Source organism: Bacillus sp. IT-79MI2 (assembly GCF_949768135.1).
Lineage (GTDB): Bacteria > Bacillota > Bacilli > Bacillales > Bacillaceae_G > Bacillus_A > Bacillus_A pseudomycoides.
Map to the genome: position 1 here is coordinate 178,443 of NZ_CATKPV010000062.1, position 15,205 is coordinate 193,647.

19 protein-coding genes are annotated in these 15,205 nt (G+C 38.6%); 17 read left to right on the forward strand and 2 right to left on the reverse strand.

What is annotated here, in order from left to right:
• Positions 1-100: 100 nt before the first annotated feature.
• Positions 101-376 (forward strand): DUF3935 domain-containing protein, encoded by a 276-nt coding sequence (locus ACM6HU_RS14540; protein ID WP_016112691.1) that lies wholly within the window; start codon positions 101-103, stop codon positions 374-376.
• 306 nt (positions 377-682) lie between these two features.
• Here ACM6HU_RS14540 and ACM6HU_RS14545 read toward each other — a convergent pair whose 3' ends face one another.
• Together ACM6HU_RS14545 and ACM6HU_RS14550 are read right to left on the reverse strand one after the other, a co-directional pair.
• The gene (locus ACM6HU_RS14545; protein WP_000949053.1) at positions 683-1,294 is read right to left on the reverse strand and encodes a flavin reductase family protein; all 612 of its coding nucleotides are present in this window, start codon (positions 1,292-1,294) and stop codon (positions 683-685) included.
• Between the two features lie 365 nt (positions 1,295-1,659).
• Complete coding sequence (locus ACM6HU_RS14550) at positions 1,660-2,046, reverse strand: DoxX family protein (protein WP_016112690.1); 387 nt, start codon at positions 2,044-2,046, stop codon at positions 1,660-1,662.
• 389 nt (positions 2,047-2,435) lie between these two features.
• Between ACM6HU_RS14550 and ACM6HU_RS14555 the strand changes: the two genes are divergently transcribed.
• The 16 genes from ACM6HU_RS14555 (at position 2,436) to atpD (ending at position 15,193) form a co-directional block, all read left to right on the forward strand.
• A complete protein-coding gene (locus tag ACM6HU_RS14555; protein ID WP_016112689.1) occupies positions 2,436-2,933 on the forward strand; it encodes a PTS glucose transporter subunit IIA in 498 nt (165 codons plus the stop codon).
• Between the two features lie 264 nt (positions 2,934-3,197).
• On the forward strand, positions 3,198-3,638 hold the full coding sequence (locus ACM6HU_RS14560) for a low molecular weight protein arginine phosphatase (RefSeq protein ID WP_016112688.1): 441 nt from the start codon (positions 3,198-3,200) through the stop codon (positions 3,636-3,638).
• 138 nt (positions 3,639-3,776) lie between these two features.
• Complete coding sequence (gene rpiB / locus ACM6HU_RS14565; RefSeq protein ID WP_003202270.1) at positions 3,777-4,220, forward strand: ribose 5-phosphate isomerase B; 444 nt, start codon at positions 3,777-3,779, stop codon at positions 4,218-4,220.
• Between the two features lie 57 nt (positions 4,221-4,277).
• A complete protein-coding gene (locus ACM6HU_RS14570; protein WP_016112687.1) occupies positions 4,278-4,850 on the forward strand; it encodes a TIGR01440 family protein in 573 nt (190 codons plus the stop codon).
• 251 nt (positions 4,851-5,101) lie between these two features.
• Positions 5,102-6,343 (forward strand): serine hydroxymethyltransferase, encoded by a 1,242-nt coding sequence (gene glyA, locus ACM6HU_RS14575; protein WP_016112686.1) that lies wholly within the window; start codon positions 5,102-5,104, stop codon positions 6,341-6,343.
• A gap of 602 nt (positions 6,344-6,945) precedes the next feature.
• Positions 6,946-7,575: a uracil phosphoribosyltransferase gene (gene upp / locus ACM6HU_RS14580; protein WP_003202275.1), complete on the forward strand. Its 630-nt coding sequence runs from the start codon at positions 6,946-6,948 to the stop codon at positions 7,573-7,575.
• 373 nt (positions 7,576-7,948) lie between these two features.
• The gene (locus ACM6HU_RS14585; RefSeq protein WP_003202277.1) at positions 7,949-8,062 is read left to right on the forward strand and encodes a DUF4024 domain-containing protein; all 114 of its coding nucleotides are present in this window, start codon (positions 7,949-7,951) and stop codon (positions 8,060-8,062) included.
• Positions 8,063-8,088: 26 nt separating this feature from the next.
• Positions 8,089-8,313 carry an AtpZ/AtpI family protein gene (locus ACM6HU_RS14590; protein ID WP_016112685.1) on the forward strand — a complete coding sequence of 75 codons (225 nt, stop codon included), beginning with the start codon at positions 8,089-8,091 and terminating at the stop codon, positions 8,311-8,313.
• Positions 8,313-8,705 (forward strand): ATP synthase subunit I, encoded by a 393-nt coding sequence (locus ACM6HU_RS14595; RefSeq protein WP_016112684.1) that lies wholly within the window; start codon positions 8,313-8,315, stop codon positions 8,703-8,705. The genes ACM6HU_RS14590 and ACM6HU_RS14595 overlap by 1 nt, the downstream gene beginning before the upstream one ends.
• 7 nt (positions 8,706-8,712) lie before the next feature.
• Positions 8,713-9,432 (forward strand): F0F1 ATP synthase subunit A, encoded by a 720-nt coding sequence (gene atpB, locus ACM6HU_RS14600; RefSeq protein ID WP_016112683.1) that lies wholly within the window; start codon positions 8,713-8,715, stop codon positions 9,430-9,432.
• Between the two features lie 61 nt (positions 9,433-9,493).
• Positions 9,494-9,712, forward strand: a complete 219-nt coding sequence (gene atpE, locus ACM6HU_RS14605) for a F0F1 ATP synthase subunit C (protein ID WP_000052064.1) — start codon at positions 9,494-9,496, stop codon at positions 9,710-9,712.
• Between the two features lie 127 nt (positions 9,713-9,839).
• Positions 9,840-10,346 (forward strand): F0F1 ATP synthase subunit B, encoded by a 507-nt coding sequence (gene atpF / locus ACM6HU_RS14610; protein WP_016112682.1) that lies wholly within the window; start codon positions 9,840-9,842, stop codon positions 10,344-10,346.
• On the forward strand, positions 10,343-10,885 hold the full coding sequence (locus tag ACM6HU_RS14615) for a F0F1 ATP synthase subunit delta (RefSeq protein WP_016112681.1): 543 nt from the start codon (positions 10,343-10,345) through the stop codon (positions 10,883-10,885). The genes atpF and ACM6HU_RS14615 overlap by 4 nt, the downstream gene beginning before the upstream one ends.
• Before the next feature lie 11 nt (positions 10,886-10,896).
• Positions 10,897-12,405: a F0F1 ATP synthase subunit alpha gene (gene atpA, locus ACM6HU_RS14620; protein WP_016112680.1), complete on the forward strand. Its 1,509-nt coding sequence runs from the start codon at positions 10,897-10,899 to the stop codon at positions 12,403-12,405.
• A gap of 296 nt (positions 12,406-12,701) precedes the next feature.
• The gene (gene atpG / locus ACM6HU_RS14625) at positions 12,702-13,562 is read left to right on the forward strand and encodes a F0F1 ATP synthase subunit gamma (RefSeq protein ID WP_003202288.1); all 861 of its coding nucleotides are present in this window, start codon (positions 12,702-12,704) and stop codon (positions 13,560-13,562) included.
• A gap of 236 nt (positions 13,563-13,798) precedes the next feature.
• Positions 13,799-15,193 (forward strand): F0F1 ATP synthase subunit beta, encoded by a 1,395-nt coding sequence (gene atpD, locus ACM6HU_RS14630; RefSeq protein WP_016112679.1) that lies wholly within the window; start codon positions 13,799-13,801, stop codon positions 15,191-15,193.
• Positions 15,194-15,205: the final 12 nt, after the last annotated feature.

Genomic DNA, 15,205 nt, shown 5'->3' on the forward strand with positions numbered 1-15,205 from the left:
TGGTAACGGAAGACTCTTTCCTGTACAACCTTACTGTTTCTATCATTGCTTGTCGTACTAAAAACAACTCTAACTCTTATACATAGAAGGGATGGTACAAGTGACAAGAGTAAAACAAATTTTTGGTATTATTATTAGCTTTTTCGTATTTTGGTTTAGTATGCTCGGTGTACAAATGTTTGCTGAGTTTTTAGATATAAGTTCTTTAAAATTTATTGAGGGAAAAACAGAGGCGGCTCGTATGTTTTATTCACCGTATCCATTTTTTATCGTTTTTCTTATTACATTGCTCTCTTTATATTTCTTTGTTGTGAAACTTGGAAAGACGAAGAAGGAAAAGGCGCCTACGCTAGAAGAAAAGCGTGAGGAAATATAAAAAATCCCCCGCTTATAATGGCGGGGGATTTTTTGTTGTGGAATGAACGAGCCGCTTTCGCTTTTGAATATATCCAGCTCCAGCGGCAAGAATGGTCGGTGGCTTCGCATCTTCCTGCAAGGCAAAGAGCGCCTCTACGTCAGAAGCTCCATCCTCCTCCCATTCTGAACGAGCCGCTTCCGCTTTTAGTTGTATCTAGCTCTGCCTCCTAGGCCCTAGAGTCTAAGAACCTTCCCCACAAGAAGGTAAAAAGCACCTTCTGTGGGAAGCACCTTAGCCACCGGGCCTGAACAGTCGGCTCCGCTTTTAAATAGGCCTTACAAGCTCAAATTGTTCGCCTAATTTCGCGTAGTTGTGCCCTGCTAATCGGCTTACTGGTTTTAGTTCTTCTGCATGAATTCGTCCGTTTTCATATAAATGTTCTGCGACGTGGAACCGGACAACGCGGCCGATTAGTAGGTCACATGCTGGAGAGTCTTCTGTTCCACCTAGTGGAATGGCACGTTCTAATATGCACTCCATTCGAATATTCGCTTCTTTTACGCCTGGTACGGAGATGACATCACTTTCGATCGGGGTTAGTTTCGCTAATTCAATTTCACTTTGATTTGGAGGAAGGTTTGCGGCAGTTTCATTGATGGCCTCCACATAGGATTCATCGGAAATATGTACAACAAATTCACCTTTTTCAATGGCGTTTCGAGAAGTATCTTTTCTTTCTCCTCCTTTACGTTGTACGGAAACAGAAATGAGCGGCGGATTAGCAGCAACGATATTAAAATAGCTATATGGAGCCCCGTTTAAAACACCATCTTTTGTTACAGAAGTTACAAATGCTACAGGGCGCGGAATGATACTCCCTGTTAATAATTTGTAATTATCTTTTTCTGTTTGTTCATTTGGATTGATTGAAAGCATATTTGTAATCTCCCTTCCTCTATATGAATACTTCCTTGTTTGTTTACAAGATAATGGAGAGAAACTCCTGCTAAAAAAATATTTTTTTGACGCTTTTTGTAAATGAGAAAAAAGAATAGGAGTAGATTCCAGCTTGGAATCTACTCCTATCACTAATAAATATATAAATACATTTTGATTTTTCAACATATAAGTCGCGGCTATGAAGAATAAAAGATGATCTGCACTCATTTTCTCGCTTTGTTTTCACCTGGCATGGGGCAGGAAAAAGATCTGACCGCTGCTATGCATGGCCGGATGCTCTCTCCCACCTAAAAAAGTTTTTTTCAATTTGCACTTATATATCTTGGAATTGAGATAACTGATTAAAGTAAAACGTAAGCGCCAGGTCCAGTTAATGCAACACCAACTGCAATAGCGATTAAGATCATGTTATATTCAAACCCGTTTTGTGTTACCCAGTAGCCATTTTTTCCGTGTACAGTAAAGATTGCAACTAGCATTGTACCAACGATAAATAATGAGCCAACCCAAGTGAAGATACCTGCAGCGAATAAGAAACCACCTAATAGCTCAGTTGCGCCAGCCATAAATGCCATGAATACGCCAGGGCGTAAGCCGATTGATTCCATCCAGCCGCCTGTTCCTTTCAGGCCGTGACCACCAAACCAGCCAAATAATTTTTGAGTACCGTGACCCATGAATGTAATTCCGATAATAAGACGAATAAGAAGAAGACCGATGTTCATCATTTATAAAACCCCCAAAAAGTTATTTACTTACCTTATGTAAGTTATAATAAATGAGTTACTTACTTTAGTCAAGTAACTTTCTTGTGAAATTTGAAGAAAATTTTACAAATCAATAATAAAAAATAAATATGTAGTAAAGACCTTTAGACGAGTGGGAGAAAAAAAGAGAAAATACAAGTAAGAAGTTAATTCTCATTATTGTTATTCAGACAATCTGAATTGACTGGAATTTTGCAAAGCGATACAATAAGGGTCTATTGGTAATAACGTAATTCTTTTCGAAAGCGTTTTTACAATATAATATTTGAAGTATGAAGTCTTACATGTAGATTAGTTATTACTAGGGATTGCCCTATACATTTTCACCCTAATTATGAGGAGGATATCCTATGTTTAAAAAATTATTTGGCCTTGGCTCAAAAACAAATGCAGAAACAATCTTAGCTCCATTAACTGGAGAAGTGAAAAATATTGAAGAAGTACCAGATCCAGTATTCGCTGGTCGTATGATGGGTAACGGTGTTGCAATCGTTCCAACTGAAGGTGTAGTTGTATCACCAGTAGACGGTGAAATCGTACAATTATTCCATACAAAACACGCTGTTGGAATTAAAGCGAAAAACGGTACAGAAATTTTAATCCACATTGGTTTAGAAACTGTAAAAATGGGAGGCGAAGGTTTCGAAGCTCACGTATCTGAAGGACAAGCTGTGAAAGCTGGCGATAAATTAATTTCTTTCGATTTAGAATTAATTCGCGAAAAAGCAAAAAGTACAATTACTCCAATTGTTATTACAAATACAGATGCAGCTGAATCTATTAATACAACTGTAGGTGTTTCAGCTACAAAAGGTTCAACAGAAGTAATGAAAGTTACAATGAAATAATGATTTTTTGTAAGGAATCCATTTTATATGAAATGGATTCCTTATTTTATTTAGTCGTAAGTTTTTTTCGTGGGATGTTTTAGTGATGTATGATGTTATATTGAAGGTACTTGGGACTAGGGTTTTACATATATGTGGATAAGGCGTATTTCTCTTAGAAAAAATAAAAGGGAAATGCGCCTTTTGTATGTTCACATTTCTTTTGTTCCATTGTAATGTACGTTATGATGAATGTAAGACATTCACCATAAGGAGTGGATTTGGATGAAGCGAGTGTTGTTTGTTTGCACTGGAAATACATGTCGTAGCCCAATGGCAGAAGCGTTGCTTCGTCACTATGGAGAAGGGAAATTTGAGGCGAAGTCTGCGGGTGTTTTTGCCAGTTTTGGAAGTGATGCATCTTTACATGCAAAAGATGCATTAGCAGAAAAGGGGATTAAAGTAGAGCATGCTTCGCAGCAAATAACGGATGGATTACTTGAGTGGGCTGATATGGTACTCACGATGACGGAAAGCCATAAACAACTTGTGGTTGGATATCACCCGAGTGCTAGGGAGAAAGTGCATACATTCTATGAATTTGTAGAGGGTACAAGTAAAGATATTTCAGACCCGTTTGGCGGTTCTCTTTCCATTTATCAATCAACATTAGTAGAGATGGAAAAACTTGTACAAACTTTATTGGAAAAATATTCAGAGGGTTAATGTTTCGTGTATAATACGATATTGGAGATGATCTTGCTTGGAATGAGCAAGTGAGTATCAAACTTTTGCAATCATTCATCAGTGGGGATAAGTAATCCTACTTGATAGAAGTTTCACTAAAATTTTGGAGGGGTCAAAATGAAAGTAGTAGTAGCATCTGATCACGGTGGAATGAATATCCGCAAAGAAATCGTAAGTTTATTAGAAGAATTGAATATTGAATATGTTGATTTAGGATGTGAATGTGAAGCAGGTTCTGTTGATTATCCTGATTTTGCATTTCCAGCGGCAGAAATGGTTGCAAATGGTGAAGTAGACCGTGGTATTTTAATTTGTGGAACAGGCATTGGTATGTCAATTGCAGCAAATAAAGTACACGGTATTCGCTGTGCGTTAGTACATGATACATTTAGTGCAAGAGCAACAAGAGAACATAATGATACGAATATGTTAGCGATGGGTGAGCGGGTAATTGGTGCTGGTTTAGCGCGTGATATCGCAAAAATTTGGCTAACAACTGATTATGAAGGCGGACGTCACGAAAATCGCGTAGGGAAAATTAAAACATACGAAGCGAAGTAATCTTCTATTAGGACATACTATAATTTGTTGAACCAATCTGTGAAAGGAAGAGGCGTCATGACGGAAATAGTAAAAATGAAAGAGCAGCTACAAATATCGCTTTCTGATTTTCAAGAGCAAGCTTCTTTACAAAGCGGGCAAATTTTTGTAGTGGGCTGTAGCACGAGCGAGGTGCTCGGAGAGAGAATTGGGACATCAGGAACGATGGAAGTGGCGGAAGCGATTTTTTTTGAGCTAAAACAATTTCAAGAGCAAACTGGTATAGAGTTGGCATTCCAATGTTGTGAGCATTTAAATCGTGCTTTAGTAGTAGAGAGAGAAGTAGCAATGAAGTATCAATTTGAAATTGTAACTGTTACGCCTGTTAGATCAGCTGGTGGTGCATTAGCAACATATGCCTATCACAATCTAAAGGATCCTGTAGTCGTGGAATTTATAAAAGCAGATGCGGGCATGGATATCGGTGATACATTTATTGGTATGCATCTAAAACATGTTGCGGTTCCAATTCGTACACGTGTAAAAGAGATTGGAAGTGCACACGTAACGATGGCTAAAACACGTGCGAAACTTATTGGTGGGGCACGTGCTGTATATGCGGCAGTAGAAGAAACAGTTACTTGTAGCTAAAAATAAAGAAGAAACAGAAATACTGTATCCTTTATATAACATGTAAAGAGGTATGTAGTCTGACTTTCTATATCATAAAAGAAAAGACCGAACGCGGTCTTTTTTTCTTTTATGATATAGAAAGTCATGTTAGAATGTAGTTGAAAACATGAAGGTTCTAAAGAATTACAACTTGAATTTTCGTTTTTTCTCAACAAATAAGAAAAAACTATCGGGAATCAGTGTAATTCGTTCAGAAAAGGGGGATTTTGGTGGATCATTTAAAACGTCAAGATGAAAAGGTATTTGCTGCAATTGAAGCAGAACTAGGAAGACAACGTTCAAAAATTGAATTAATTGCTTCAGAAAACTTCGTAAGTGAAGCTGTAATGGAAGCACAAGGTTCTGTTTTAACAAACAAGTATGCAGAAGGATATCCTGGTAAACGTTACTATGGCGGTTGTGAGCATGTAGACGTAGCAGAGGATATTGCACGTGATCGCGCAAAAGAAATCTTTGGCGCAGAGCATGTGAACGTTCAACCACACTCTGGTGCACAAGCGAACATGGCTGTATACTTCACGATTTTAGAGCAAGGCGATACAGTACTTGGTATGAATTTATCCCACGGTGGTCACTTAACACACGGAAGCCCTGTTAACTTCAGTGGGGTACAATATAATTTCGTAGAATATGGCGTTGATGCTGAATCACACCGCATCAATTATGATGATGTGTTAGCGAAAGCAAAAGAACATAAGCCAAAATTAATCGTTGCAGGTGCAAGTGCGTACCCTCGTGTTATCGATTTCAAGAGATTCCGTGAAATCGCAGACGAAGTTGGTGCATACTTAATGGTGGATATGGCACATATCGCAGGTTTAGTTGCAGCAGGTTTACATCCAAACCCAGTACCACATGCACATTTCGTTACAACAACAACACATAAAACATTACGTGGCCCACGTGGCGGTATGATTTTATGTGAAGAAAAATTTGCAAAGCAAATTGATAAATCAATCTTCCCTGGTATTCAAGGTGGACCACTAATGCACGTAATTGCTGCAAAAGCTGTTGCATTTGGTGAGGCACTTCAAGAAGACTTTAAAACATATGCACAAAATATCATTAATAATGCACAGCGCTTAGCAGAAGGTCTTCAAAAAGAAGGACTTACACTTGTTTCTGGTGGAACAGACAACCATCTTATCTTAATCGATGTTCGCAACCTAGATATTACAGGTAAAGTTGCAGAGCATGTATTAGATGAAGTTGGTATTACTGTAAACAAGAACACAATCCCATTTGAAACAGCAAGCCCATTTGTAACAAGCGGCGTACGTATTGGTACAGCGGCGGTAACATCTCGTGGCTTCGGATTAGAAGAAATGGATGAAATTGCAGCAATTATTGCTCATACGTTAAAAAATCATGAGGATGAAGTTGCATTAGAAGAAGCACGTAAGCGTGTAGAAGCATTAACAGATAAGTTCCCAATGTATACAGATCTATAATAAATTAGATGAAGACTGCTGAAGCATATATTGTTTCAGCAGTCTTTTTATTTCTAAAAGTATTTTTTAATATATAGTTTTTTAGAATATTGTTTATTTAATATTTTAAAGGAAGAATTATTTCTATTGAAAAAGGAAACACTGAAAATATTGGTTCTTGGTCTGTTGTTCATATAATGGATGATGGTGGACAGTCTTATCAAATTATTATGTTGAAATCAGCCGGAGAAAATGTTTCTGGTGGAACAACAAATGTACAATTCTTTGTTGGTTCTCACGTAGAAAAGTTATAATTTTATATTTTAAAAACTAGAGAGAAAGCAGCCTAAGTAAAAAATGGCTGCTTTTTTTATAAAAAATAATAACAGTGGTTTATAAGGGCACATATCACTTCTTAAGTATGTATACAAATCATGAATAAATTTTGGATATATAATGAAGGATATGACTTCCATAATTGGTAAAGGTATTAGGTGGGTTCATAATGAAATTGAAACTTTTCCAAATTTGCCCTTGAATATTAGTAGCGTTTTCTTTACAATCGTAAATAGTGTAAAACGGCGTGTACGCACGCATGAATATCATCTGAAGGAGAGATTCACATGGGAAAACTGTATGTATTTGATCACCCGTTAATTCAACATAAGATTACATATATTCGCGATAAAAATACAGGCACAAAAGAATTTCGTGAATTAGTGGATGAAGTAGCAAGCTTAATGGCATTTGAAATTACACGCGATCTTCCACTTGAAGAAATCGAAATTGAAACACCTGTAAGCAAAGCGAAAACAAAAGTGATCGCTGGTAAAAAGCTTGGTCTAATTCCGATTTTACGTGCAGGTTTAGGGATGGTAGATGGAATTCTAAAATTAATTCCAGCAGCAAAAGTAGGACACGTTGGTTTATACCGTGACCCGAAAACATTGCAACCGGTAGAATACTATGTGAAACTTCCAACGGATGTAGAAGAACGTGACTTTATCGTACTTGATCCGATGCTAGCAACAGGTGGTTCGGCAGCTGAAGCAATTAACTCTCTGAAAAAACGCGGTGCGAAGCAAATTAAATTAATGTGTATCGTAGCTGCACCAGAAGGAGTAAAAGTAGTACAAGAAGAACATCCTGATGTTGATATTTATGTAGCGGCATTAGATGAGAAATTAAATGACCATGGTTATGTTGTTCCAGGTCTTGGCGATGCTGGTGACCGTTTATTTGGAACGAAGTAAGACAACAGACGAGAGGGAATTCCCCACTCGTCTTTTTTGTGTAAATATTGAGGGTAGGGGAGGAGTGTGGTATTTTTTGTATATGCAACATAACTTGCATATTTTTCACATATAATATAGAAGTCAAACGTCTAATAAGTCCTATATTATAGAAGAAAAACGTTATATCGTAAAAATATAATCGTGACAAACTTGTGAACTTTTTCTTCTATTATAAGGAGAAAACTTGAAGGAATCAGATATCTTTGACCAGTATTTAGAAGGGGAACGTTTTCATTTTTGGCAAGAAATTACTAATACTCAAATTTTTTGATTTTTTACGATTTCTCGTTGACAGTGCTAATACCCTATTGTATGCTAACTACGGGGATGGATGGTAGGGCTTTCAGTGACAAATTTGCATCTATTCCGTGACGAAAAAGTAAACTTTTTATTTTGTATAGAATTTATGCAAGAAAATGAGTTATTATTAACACATCGTGAATGAGGGTTACATATTGGAGGGATGAATCCTTGCAAAAAAACGATCGCAACCCGGTAAAAGCTTATGCTTTAATGTCAGGTATTCTTGCTCAGTTAGTTGGTTCGATTCTTGTTGGAATCTTTGGTGGGCAATGGATTGATAGTAAGGTTGGAACGTTTCCGTTGTTTCTTATTGTAGGCTTATTGCTTGGATTAGGAACAGGGATTTACGCAATGATTCGACTCATTCGACATTACTATTCGGGAGAGCAATGATGATAGACGTACATGGACTTGTCCAAAGACAAAAGAAATATATGTACTACTTGCTTGCGCTTCTTGTGCTAGGATGGGGATTTACCTCTTACAAGGATGTATTTCTTGGGCTGATTATCGGAACGATTTTCAGTTTTCTTAGTTTGCGCATCATTGCACGTAGAACAGACAAGCTATTAGATCGCGTTACAAATGGAGAAAACGTGAAATTTAAAGCAACGGCTGTAAGTACATATTCGAGATTTGCTACGATTGGGTTATTAATTTTATTTGCAGCGAAATATCAGCATTTAATTGCGATGTGGAGCTTAGGTGTGGGATTGCTGACAGGATATCTTGTCATGATCATAGATTATCTTTATTTAGAGTATAAGAGCAGGGAAGAGAGGTGAATTACTAGTGGAACACGGTAAATTAGTTGAATTTCTAGGTTTAACGTTCGATTTATCCTCAGTCATGATGGTTACTGTGGCAGCAGTTATTGTTTTCTTAATCGCTGTTATCGGGACTCGCAGCTTAGCTCTTCGTCCGACAGGAATGCAAAACTTCCTTGAATGGGTGTTAGACTTTGCGAAAGGGATTATTAACAGTACGATGGACTGGAAAACAGGTGGACGCTTCTTAACATTGGGCGTGACACTTATGATGTTTATTTTCGTATCAAACATGCTCGGTCTACCATTCATGTACTCAACAACTGAGGCTGGCGAACACATTGCATGGTGGAGATCACCAACGTCTGACCCAGCAGTTACATTAACATTAGCCGTGATGGTAGTTACCCTCACCCATTATTATGGAATTAAAATGAAGGGTACGAAAGAATACTTAAAAGGGTTTTTCCAACCTATGAAATTCTTGTTTCCTTTAAAGGTTATTGAGGAATTTGCGAACACATTAACGTTAGGTCTTCGTTTATTCGGTAACATTTATGCAGGTGAGATTTTATTAGGATTACTTGCTAAATTAGGCGGAAGTACAGTACTTGGAGCATTCGGTGCTATTGTACCAATGTTAGCATGGATGGGATTCAGTGTGTTCGTTGGTTCAATCCAAGCATTTATCTTTACAATGTTAACGATGGTTTATATGGCTCATAAAGTAAGTCATGACCATTAATATACTTTAATAAGTAAGTAAAAAAATCTATTTTTTTATAATACAAAGGAGGACAAATTAAATGAGTTTAGGTGTAATCGCAGCTGCAATTGCAATTGGTTTATCAGCATTAGGTGCAGGTATTGGTAACGGTCTTATCGTATCACGTACAATCGAAGGTGTTGCTCGTCAACCAGAATTAAAAGGCGCACTTCAAACAATTATGTTCATCGGGGTTGCATTAGTTGAGGCACTTCCAATCATCGGTGTAGTTATTGCATTCATCGTAATGAACAAATAAGGGAGACTCCCCTTACATAGATGGCGAAGAGTGTTTTTGGACTTTCTTCGCCATTGCTTTATGAACGAAATGGTTGTCTTTTTTTTTCATATAGTAAATTTAGATATCACGAAGGGAGTGAATCCTTGTGCCAACTTTAATTTTAGGAGCTGCCATTCCATTTGGAACGATTGCTTATACATTGTTAGTTTTCCTAATTTTATTAATCATGCTACGTAAATTTGCTTGGGGTCCTTTGATGGGAATTATGAAGGAACGTGAAGAGCATGTTGCTAGTGAAATCGACGCTGCAGAAAAGAACAACGTAGAGGCGAAAAAATTAGTGGAAGAACAACGTGAAATGTTAAAACAATCACGTGTTGAAGCACAAGAGTTAATCGAAAGAGCGAAAAAGCAAGCAGAAGATCAAAAAGATGTTATTGTTGCTGCTGCAAAAGAAGAAGCAGAATCTATTAAAGCATCTGCTGTACAAGAAATTCAACGCGAAAAAGAGCATGCGATTGCTGCTCTGCAAGAACAAGTTGCTTCTTTATCTGTTCAAATTGCTTCTAAAGTAATTGAGAAAGAATTAAAAGAAGAAGACCAAGTGAAGTTAATTCGCGAGTATATTAAAGAAGTAGGAGAAGCGCGATGAGCAATGAGATTGTAGCAAAACGTTATGCTGTCGCTCTTTTTCAAATTGCAAAAGAAAAACACGTATTAGAAATGTTTGAAGAGGAATTACGCCTTGTACAAAACGTTTTTGTAAAGAACGGAGAACTACATAGCTTTTTAACACAACCAAACATTTCAAAGGAACAGAAAAAAACGTTTCTTTCTAACGTGTTTGCTTCTGTTTCTGAATCAATTTTAAATACGCTATATATTTTAGTTGATAACAAACGTATTGAAATTCTACCTGAAATTGCAAATGAATATGTTGTTCTTGCTAATGAAGAACGCAACGTTGCTGATGCGACTGTATATTCAGTTCGTCCTCTATCAGAAGATGAAAAGCTTAGCATTGCAGAGTCATTTGCAAAGAGAACAGGAAAAGATGCAATTCGTATTAAAAATGTTGTAGATGAAGATTTACTAGGCGGCATTAAAGTACGCATTGGAAATCGCATTTATGATGGCAGTTTACAAGGAAAGTTAGCACGTATTCAGCGTGAACTTATGAAGAATAGATAGGGGTGAAGCACATGAGCATCAGAGCTGAAGAAATTAGCGCACTGATAAAGCAACAAATCGAGAACTATCAGTCTGAAATCGAAGTTAGTGATGTTGGTACAGTTATCCAAGTTGGTGATGGTATCGCACGTGCTCATGGTCTTGATAGCGTTATGGCTGGTGAACTTGTAGAGTTCTCTAACGGCGTTATGGGGCTAGCACAAAACTTAGAGGAAAACAACGTAGGTATCATTATTTTAGGACCTTACACAGAAATCCGTGAAGGTGACGAAGTTCGTCGTACTGGCCGCATCATGCAAGTACCAGTAGGGAAAGAACTAATCGGTCGTGTTGTAAACCCATTAGGTCAACCAGTAGATGGTTTAGGCCCAATTAATACAACAAACACTCGTCCAATCGAAAGTCCAGCACCAGGTGTAATGGATCGTAAATCTGTTCATGAACCACTTCAAACAGGTATTAAAGCGATCGATGCGCTTGTACCAATTGGCCGTGGTCAACGTGAGTTAATCATTGGTGACCGCCAAACTGGTAAAACAGCAGTTGCACTTGATACAATCTTGAATCAAAAAGATGAAGATATGATTTGTATCTACGTTGCAATTGGACAAAAAGAATCTACAGTACGTAACGTAGTAGAAACACTACGTAAGCATGGTGCATTAGAATACACAATCGTTGTAACAGCATCAGCTTCTCAACCAGCTCCATTATTATACTTAGCTGCTTACGCTGGTGTAACAATGGGTGAAGAGTTCATGTACAACGGAAAACACGTATTAGTAGTATATGATGACTTATCAAAACAAGCAGCTGCTTACCGTGAGCTGTCATTACTATTACGTCGTCCTCCAGGTCGTGAAGCATATCCAGGGGATGTATTCTACTTACATTCTCGTTTACTAGAACGTGCAGCAAAATTAAGCGATGCAAAAGGCGGCGGTTCTTTAACAGCTCTACCTTTCATCGAAACACAAGCAGGGGACGTATCAGCTTACATCCCAACAAACGTAATCTCTATCACAGATGGACAAATCTTCTTACAATCTGATTTATTCTTCTCTGGCGTACGTCCAGCAATCGATGCAGGTACTTCAGTATCTCGTGTTGGTGGATCTGCTCAGATTAAAGCGATGAGTAAAGTATCAGGTACACTTCGTCTTGACCTTGCATCTTATCGTGAGTTAGAAGCGTTCGCTCAGTTCGGTTCTGACCTTGATAAAGCAACACAAGCGAAATTAAACCGTGGTGCTCGCACAGTTGAAGTATTAAAACAAGGATTACACAAACCGTTACGAGTAGAGAAGCAAGTTATCATTCTTTACGCTCTAACACGTGGATTCCTAGATGATATCCCAGTAGCAGATATCACTCGTTTTGAAGAAGAATTCCATGCTTGGTTAGATTCAAATGCAGCTGAATTATTAAGCGAAATTCGCACAACAAAGAAACTTGCGGATGACGACAAATTTGCAGCAGCAATCAACGGATTCAAAAAAGTATTCGTAGCTTCTGAATAATAAAAAGCGGAGCCGACTGTTTAGCCCCGCCGGCTAAGGTTCTTTCCCACAGAAGGTGCTTTTCACCTTCTTGTGGGGAAGGTTCTTAGACGAAATGGGCTAGGAGGCAGAGCTAGATTATATAAAAAGGCAACTCTTACAGGAATTGCTGACGGTTATGTAGAGGAAAAGAGTAGGTGCACCTATTCTTTTCCTTCAATCATGAGCAAGAATATCTTGCAACGTAGATTAGGAAGATGAATCAAAAGGATTCTTACTAATCGTGCCAACTTCCGGAAAAAAGGTGGTGAAAACCTGTGGCATCTTTACGCGATATAAAAGCGAAAATTAACTCGACAAAGAAAACGAGTCAAATTACGAAAGCGATGGAGATGGTATCTGCATCGAAGTTAAGTCGTGCAGAGCAAAATGCTAAATCTTTCGTTCCGTATATGGAAAAGATTCAAGAAGTGGTAGCGAGCATTGCGCAAGGTAGCAAAGGGATCAATCATCCAATGCTAACAGCGCGTCCTGTAAAACGTACAGGATACATCGTTATTACATCTGATCGCGGACTAGCAGGTGGTTATAACAGTAACGTATTACGTACGGTAAGTAATGTAATTCGTGAACGTCATAATATGGATTCAAACCAATATTCAATTATTGTGCTTGGACGACTAGGACGTGATTATTTAAAACGTCGCGGCTTTAACATTATTGATGAAGTAGTTGGATTATCTGATCACCCATCATTTACAGATGTTAAAGACCTTGCTTCTCGAGCAATTGCGATGTTCGCAGATGGTGCTTATGATGAGTTGTATATTTACTACAACCATTTTGTAAGTAAAATTTCACAAGAAGTAACGGAAAATAAAATTTTACCGCTTACGGAAGTGACGTCGGACAAACCGACGACAGCTTATGAATTCGAACCTTCTGAAGAAGATATCTTAAAAGTATTATTGCCACAATACGCAGAAAGCTTAGTGTACGGTGCATTACTAGATGGTAAAGCAAGTGAACACGCAGCGCGTATGACAGCAATGAAAAGTGCTACAGACAACGCAATGGAAGTTATCGATTCACTTACACTTTCATTCAACCGTGCTCGTCAAGCAGCGATTACGCAAGAAATTACGGAAATCGTTGGTGGCGCAGCAGCGTTAGAATAGTAATAAAAGGCGGAAGCGGTTTGTTCAGAATGAGAGGGGGATGGAGCTTTTGACGTAGAGGCGTTTTGTGCCTCGCAGGAAAAAGCGAAGCCACCGATCCTTCTAGCCGCTGCAGCTAGAGTAATAAAAGGCGGAAGCGGCTCTTTCGGAAGAGTCGCTCAAGCTACACTAATAAAAAATGAAAGCCGACTCTCATAGAAAGTTGGCTAATTTAAAGAAAGCTAGGAGGGAACCCGATGAATAAAGGGCGCGTTACGCAAATCATGGGTCCGGTTGTAGACGTTAAGTTTGACGGCGGAAAGCTACCTGAAATCTACAATGCCCTTAGAATTAAACAAGACGCAGTTAACTTAACTTTAGAAGTTGCGCTTCACTTAGGTGATGATACAGTTCGTACAGTTGCGATGTCTTCCACAGACGGACTTGTTCGTGGTACAGAAGTAGAAGATACTGGTAAACCAATCTCTGTTCCGGTTGGTGATGCAACACTTGGTCGTGTATTTAACGTATTAGGTGATGCAATTGACTTAGATGGTGAAGTTGCAGCGGATGTACGCCGTGATCCAATTCACCGTCAAGCACCTGCATTCGAAGAGTTATCTACGAAAGTAGAAATTCTTGAAACTGGTATTAAAGTAGTAGACTTACTTGCACCATACATTAAAGGTGGTAAAATCGGTCTATTTGGTGGTGCCGGTGTAGGTAAAACAGTATTAATTCAGGAATTAATTAACAACATCGCACAAGAGCACGGTGGTATCTCTGTATTCGCTGGTGTAGGTGAGCGTACTCGTGAAGGTAACGACTTATACCATGAAATGAGCGATTCTGGCGTAATCAAGAAAACTGCGATGGTATTCGGACAAATGAACGAGCCACCTGGTGCACGTCAACGTGTTGCATTAACAGGTTTAACAATGGCTGAACATTTCCGTGATGAGCAAGGACAAGACGTACTATTGTTCATCGATAACATCTTCCGTTTCACGCAAGCGGGTTCTGAAGTATCTGCCCTTCTTGGTCGTATGCCATCTGCGGTAGGTTACCAGCCAACACTTGCAACAGAAATGGGTCAATTACAAGAGCGTATTACATCTACAAATAAAGGGTCTATCACGTCTATCCAAGCGGTATATGTACCAGCCGATGACTATACTGACCCAGCACCAGCTACAACGTTCGCTCACTTAGATGCAACAACAAACTTAGAGCGTCGTTTAACACAAATGGGTATTTACCCAGCGGTAGATCCATTAGCATCTACATCTCGTGCACTTTCTCCAGAAATCGTAGGAGAAGAGCATTATGAAGTAGCTCGTAAAGTACAGCAAACTCTTCAACGTTATAAAGAGCTTCAAGATATCATCGCTATCTTAGGTATGGATGAGATCTCTGAAGAAGATAAGTTAGTTGTACAACGTGCCCGTCGCATTCAGTTCTTCTTATCACAGAACTTCCACGTAGCAGAGCAATTTACAGGTCAAAAAGGTTCTTACGTACCTGTAAAAGAAACAGTTCGTGGTTTCAAAGAAATTCTAGAAGGAAAATATGATGACCTTCCAGAAGATGCATTCCGTCTTGTTGGTAGTATCGAAGAAGTTATTGAAAACGCGAAGAAAATGATGGCGTAAGGCCTTAGGAGG

What these genes read in the sequence shown, in the direction of transcription:
- ACM6HU_RS14545 (WP_000949053.1), bottom strand. Translation starts at nt 1,294, where the DNA reads ATGCTTTCAATCAATCCAAATGAACAAACAGAAAAAGATAATTACAAA.
- ACM6HU_RS14550 (WP_016112690.1), bottom strand. Translation starts at nt 2,046, where the DNA reads ATGATGAACATCGGTCTTCTTCTTATTCGTCTTATTATCGGAATTACA.
- ACM6HU_RS14555 (WP_016112689.1), top strand. Translation starts at nt 2,436, where the DNA reads ATGTTTAAAAAATTATTTGGCCTTGGCTCAAAAACAAATGCAGAAACA.
- ACM6HU_RS14560 (WP_016112688.1), top strand. Translation starts at nt 3,198, where the DNA reads ATGAAGCGAGTGTTGTTTGTTTGCACTGGAAATACATGTCGTAGCCCA.
- rpiB (WP_003202270.1), top strand. Translation starts at nt 3,777, where the DNA reads ATGAAAGTAGTAGTAGCATCTGATCACGGTGGAATGAATATCCGCAAA.
- ACM6HU_RS14570 (WP_016112687.1), top strand. Translation starts at nt 4,278, where the DNA reads ATGACGGAAATAGTAAAAATGAAAGAGCAGCTACAAATATCGCTTTCT.
- upp (WP_003202275.1), top strand. Translation starts at nt 6,946, where the DNA reads ATGGGAAAACTGTATGTATTTGATCACCCGTTAATTCAACATAAGATT.
- ACM6HU_RS14585 (WP_003202277.1), top strand. Translation starts at nt 7,949, where the DNA reads ATGGTAGGGCTTTCAGTGACAAATTTGCATCTATTCCGTGACGAAAAA.
- ACM6HU_RS14595 (WP_016112684.1), top strand. Translation starts at nt 8,313, where the DNA reads ATGATAGACGTACATGGACTTGTCCAAAGACAAAAGAAATATATGTAC.
- atpE (WP_000052064.1), top strand. Translation starts at nt 9,494, where the DNA reads ATGAGTTTAGGTGTAATCGCAGCTGCAATTGCAATTGGTTTATCAGCA.
- ACM6HU_RS14615 (WP_016112681.1), top strand. Translation starts at nt 10,343, where the DNA reads ATGAGCAATGAGATTGTAGCAAAACGTTATGCTGTCGCTCTTTTTCAA.
- atpA (WP_016112680.1), top strand. Translation starts at nt 10,897, where the DNA reads ATGAGCATCAGAGCTGAAGAAATTAGCGCACTGATAAAGCAACAAATC.
- atpD (WP_016112679.1), top strand. Translation starts at nt 13,799, where the DNA reads ATGAATAAAGGGCGCGTTACGCAAATCATGGGTCCGGTTGTAGACGTT.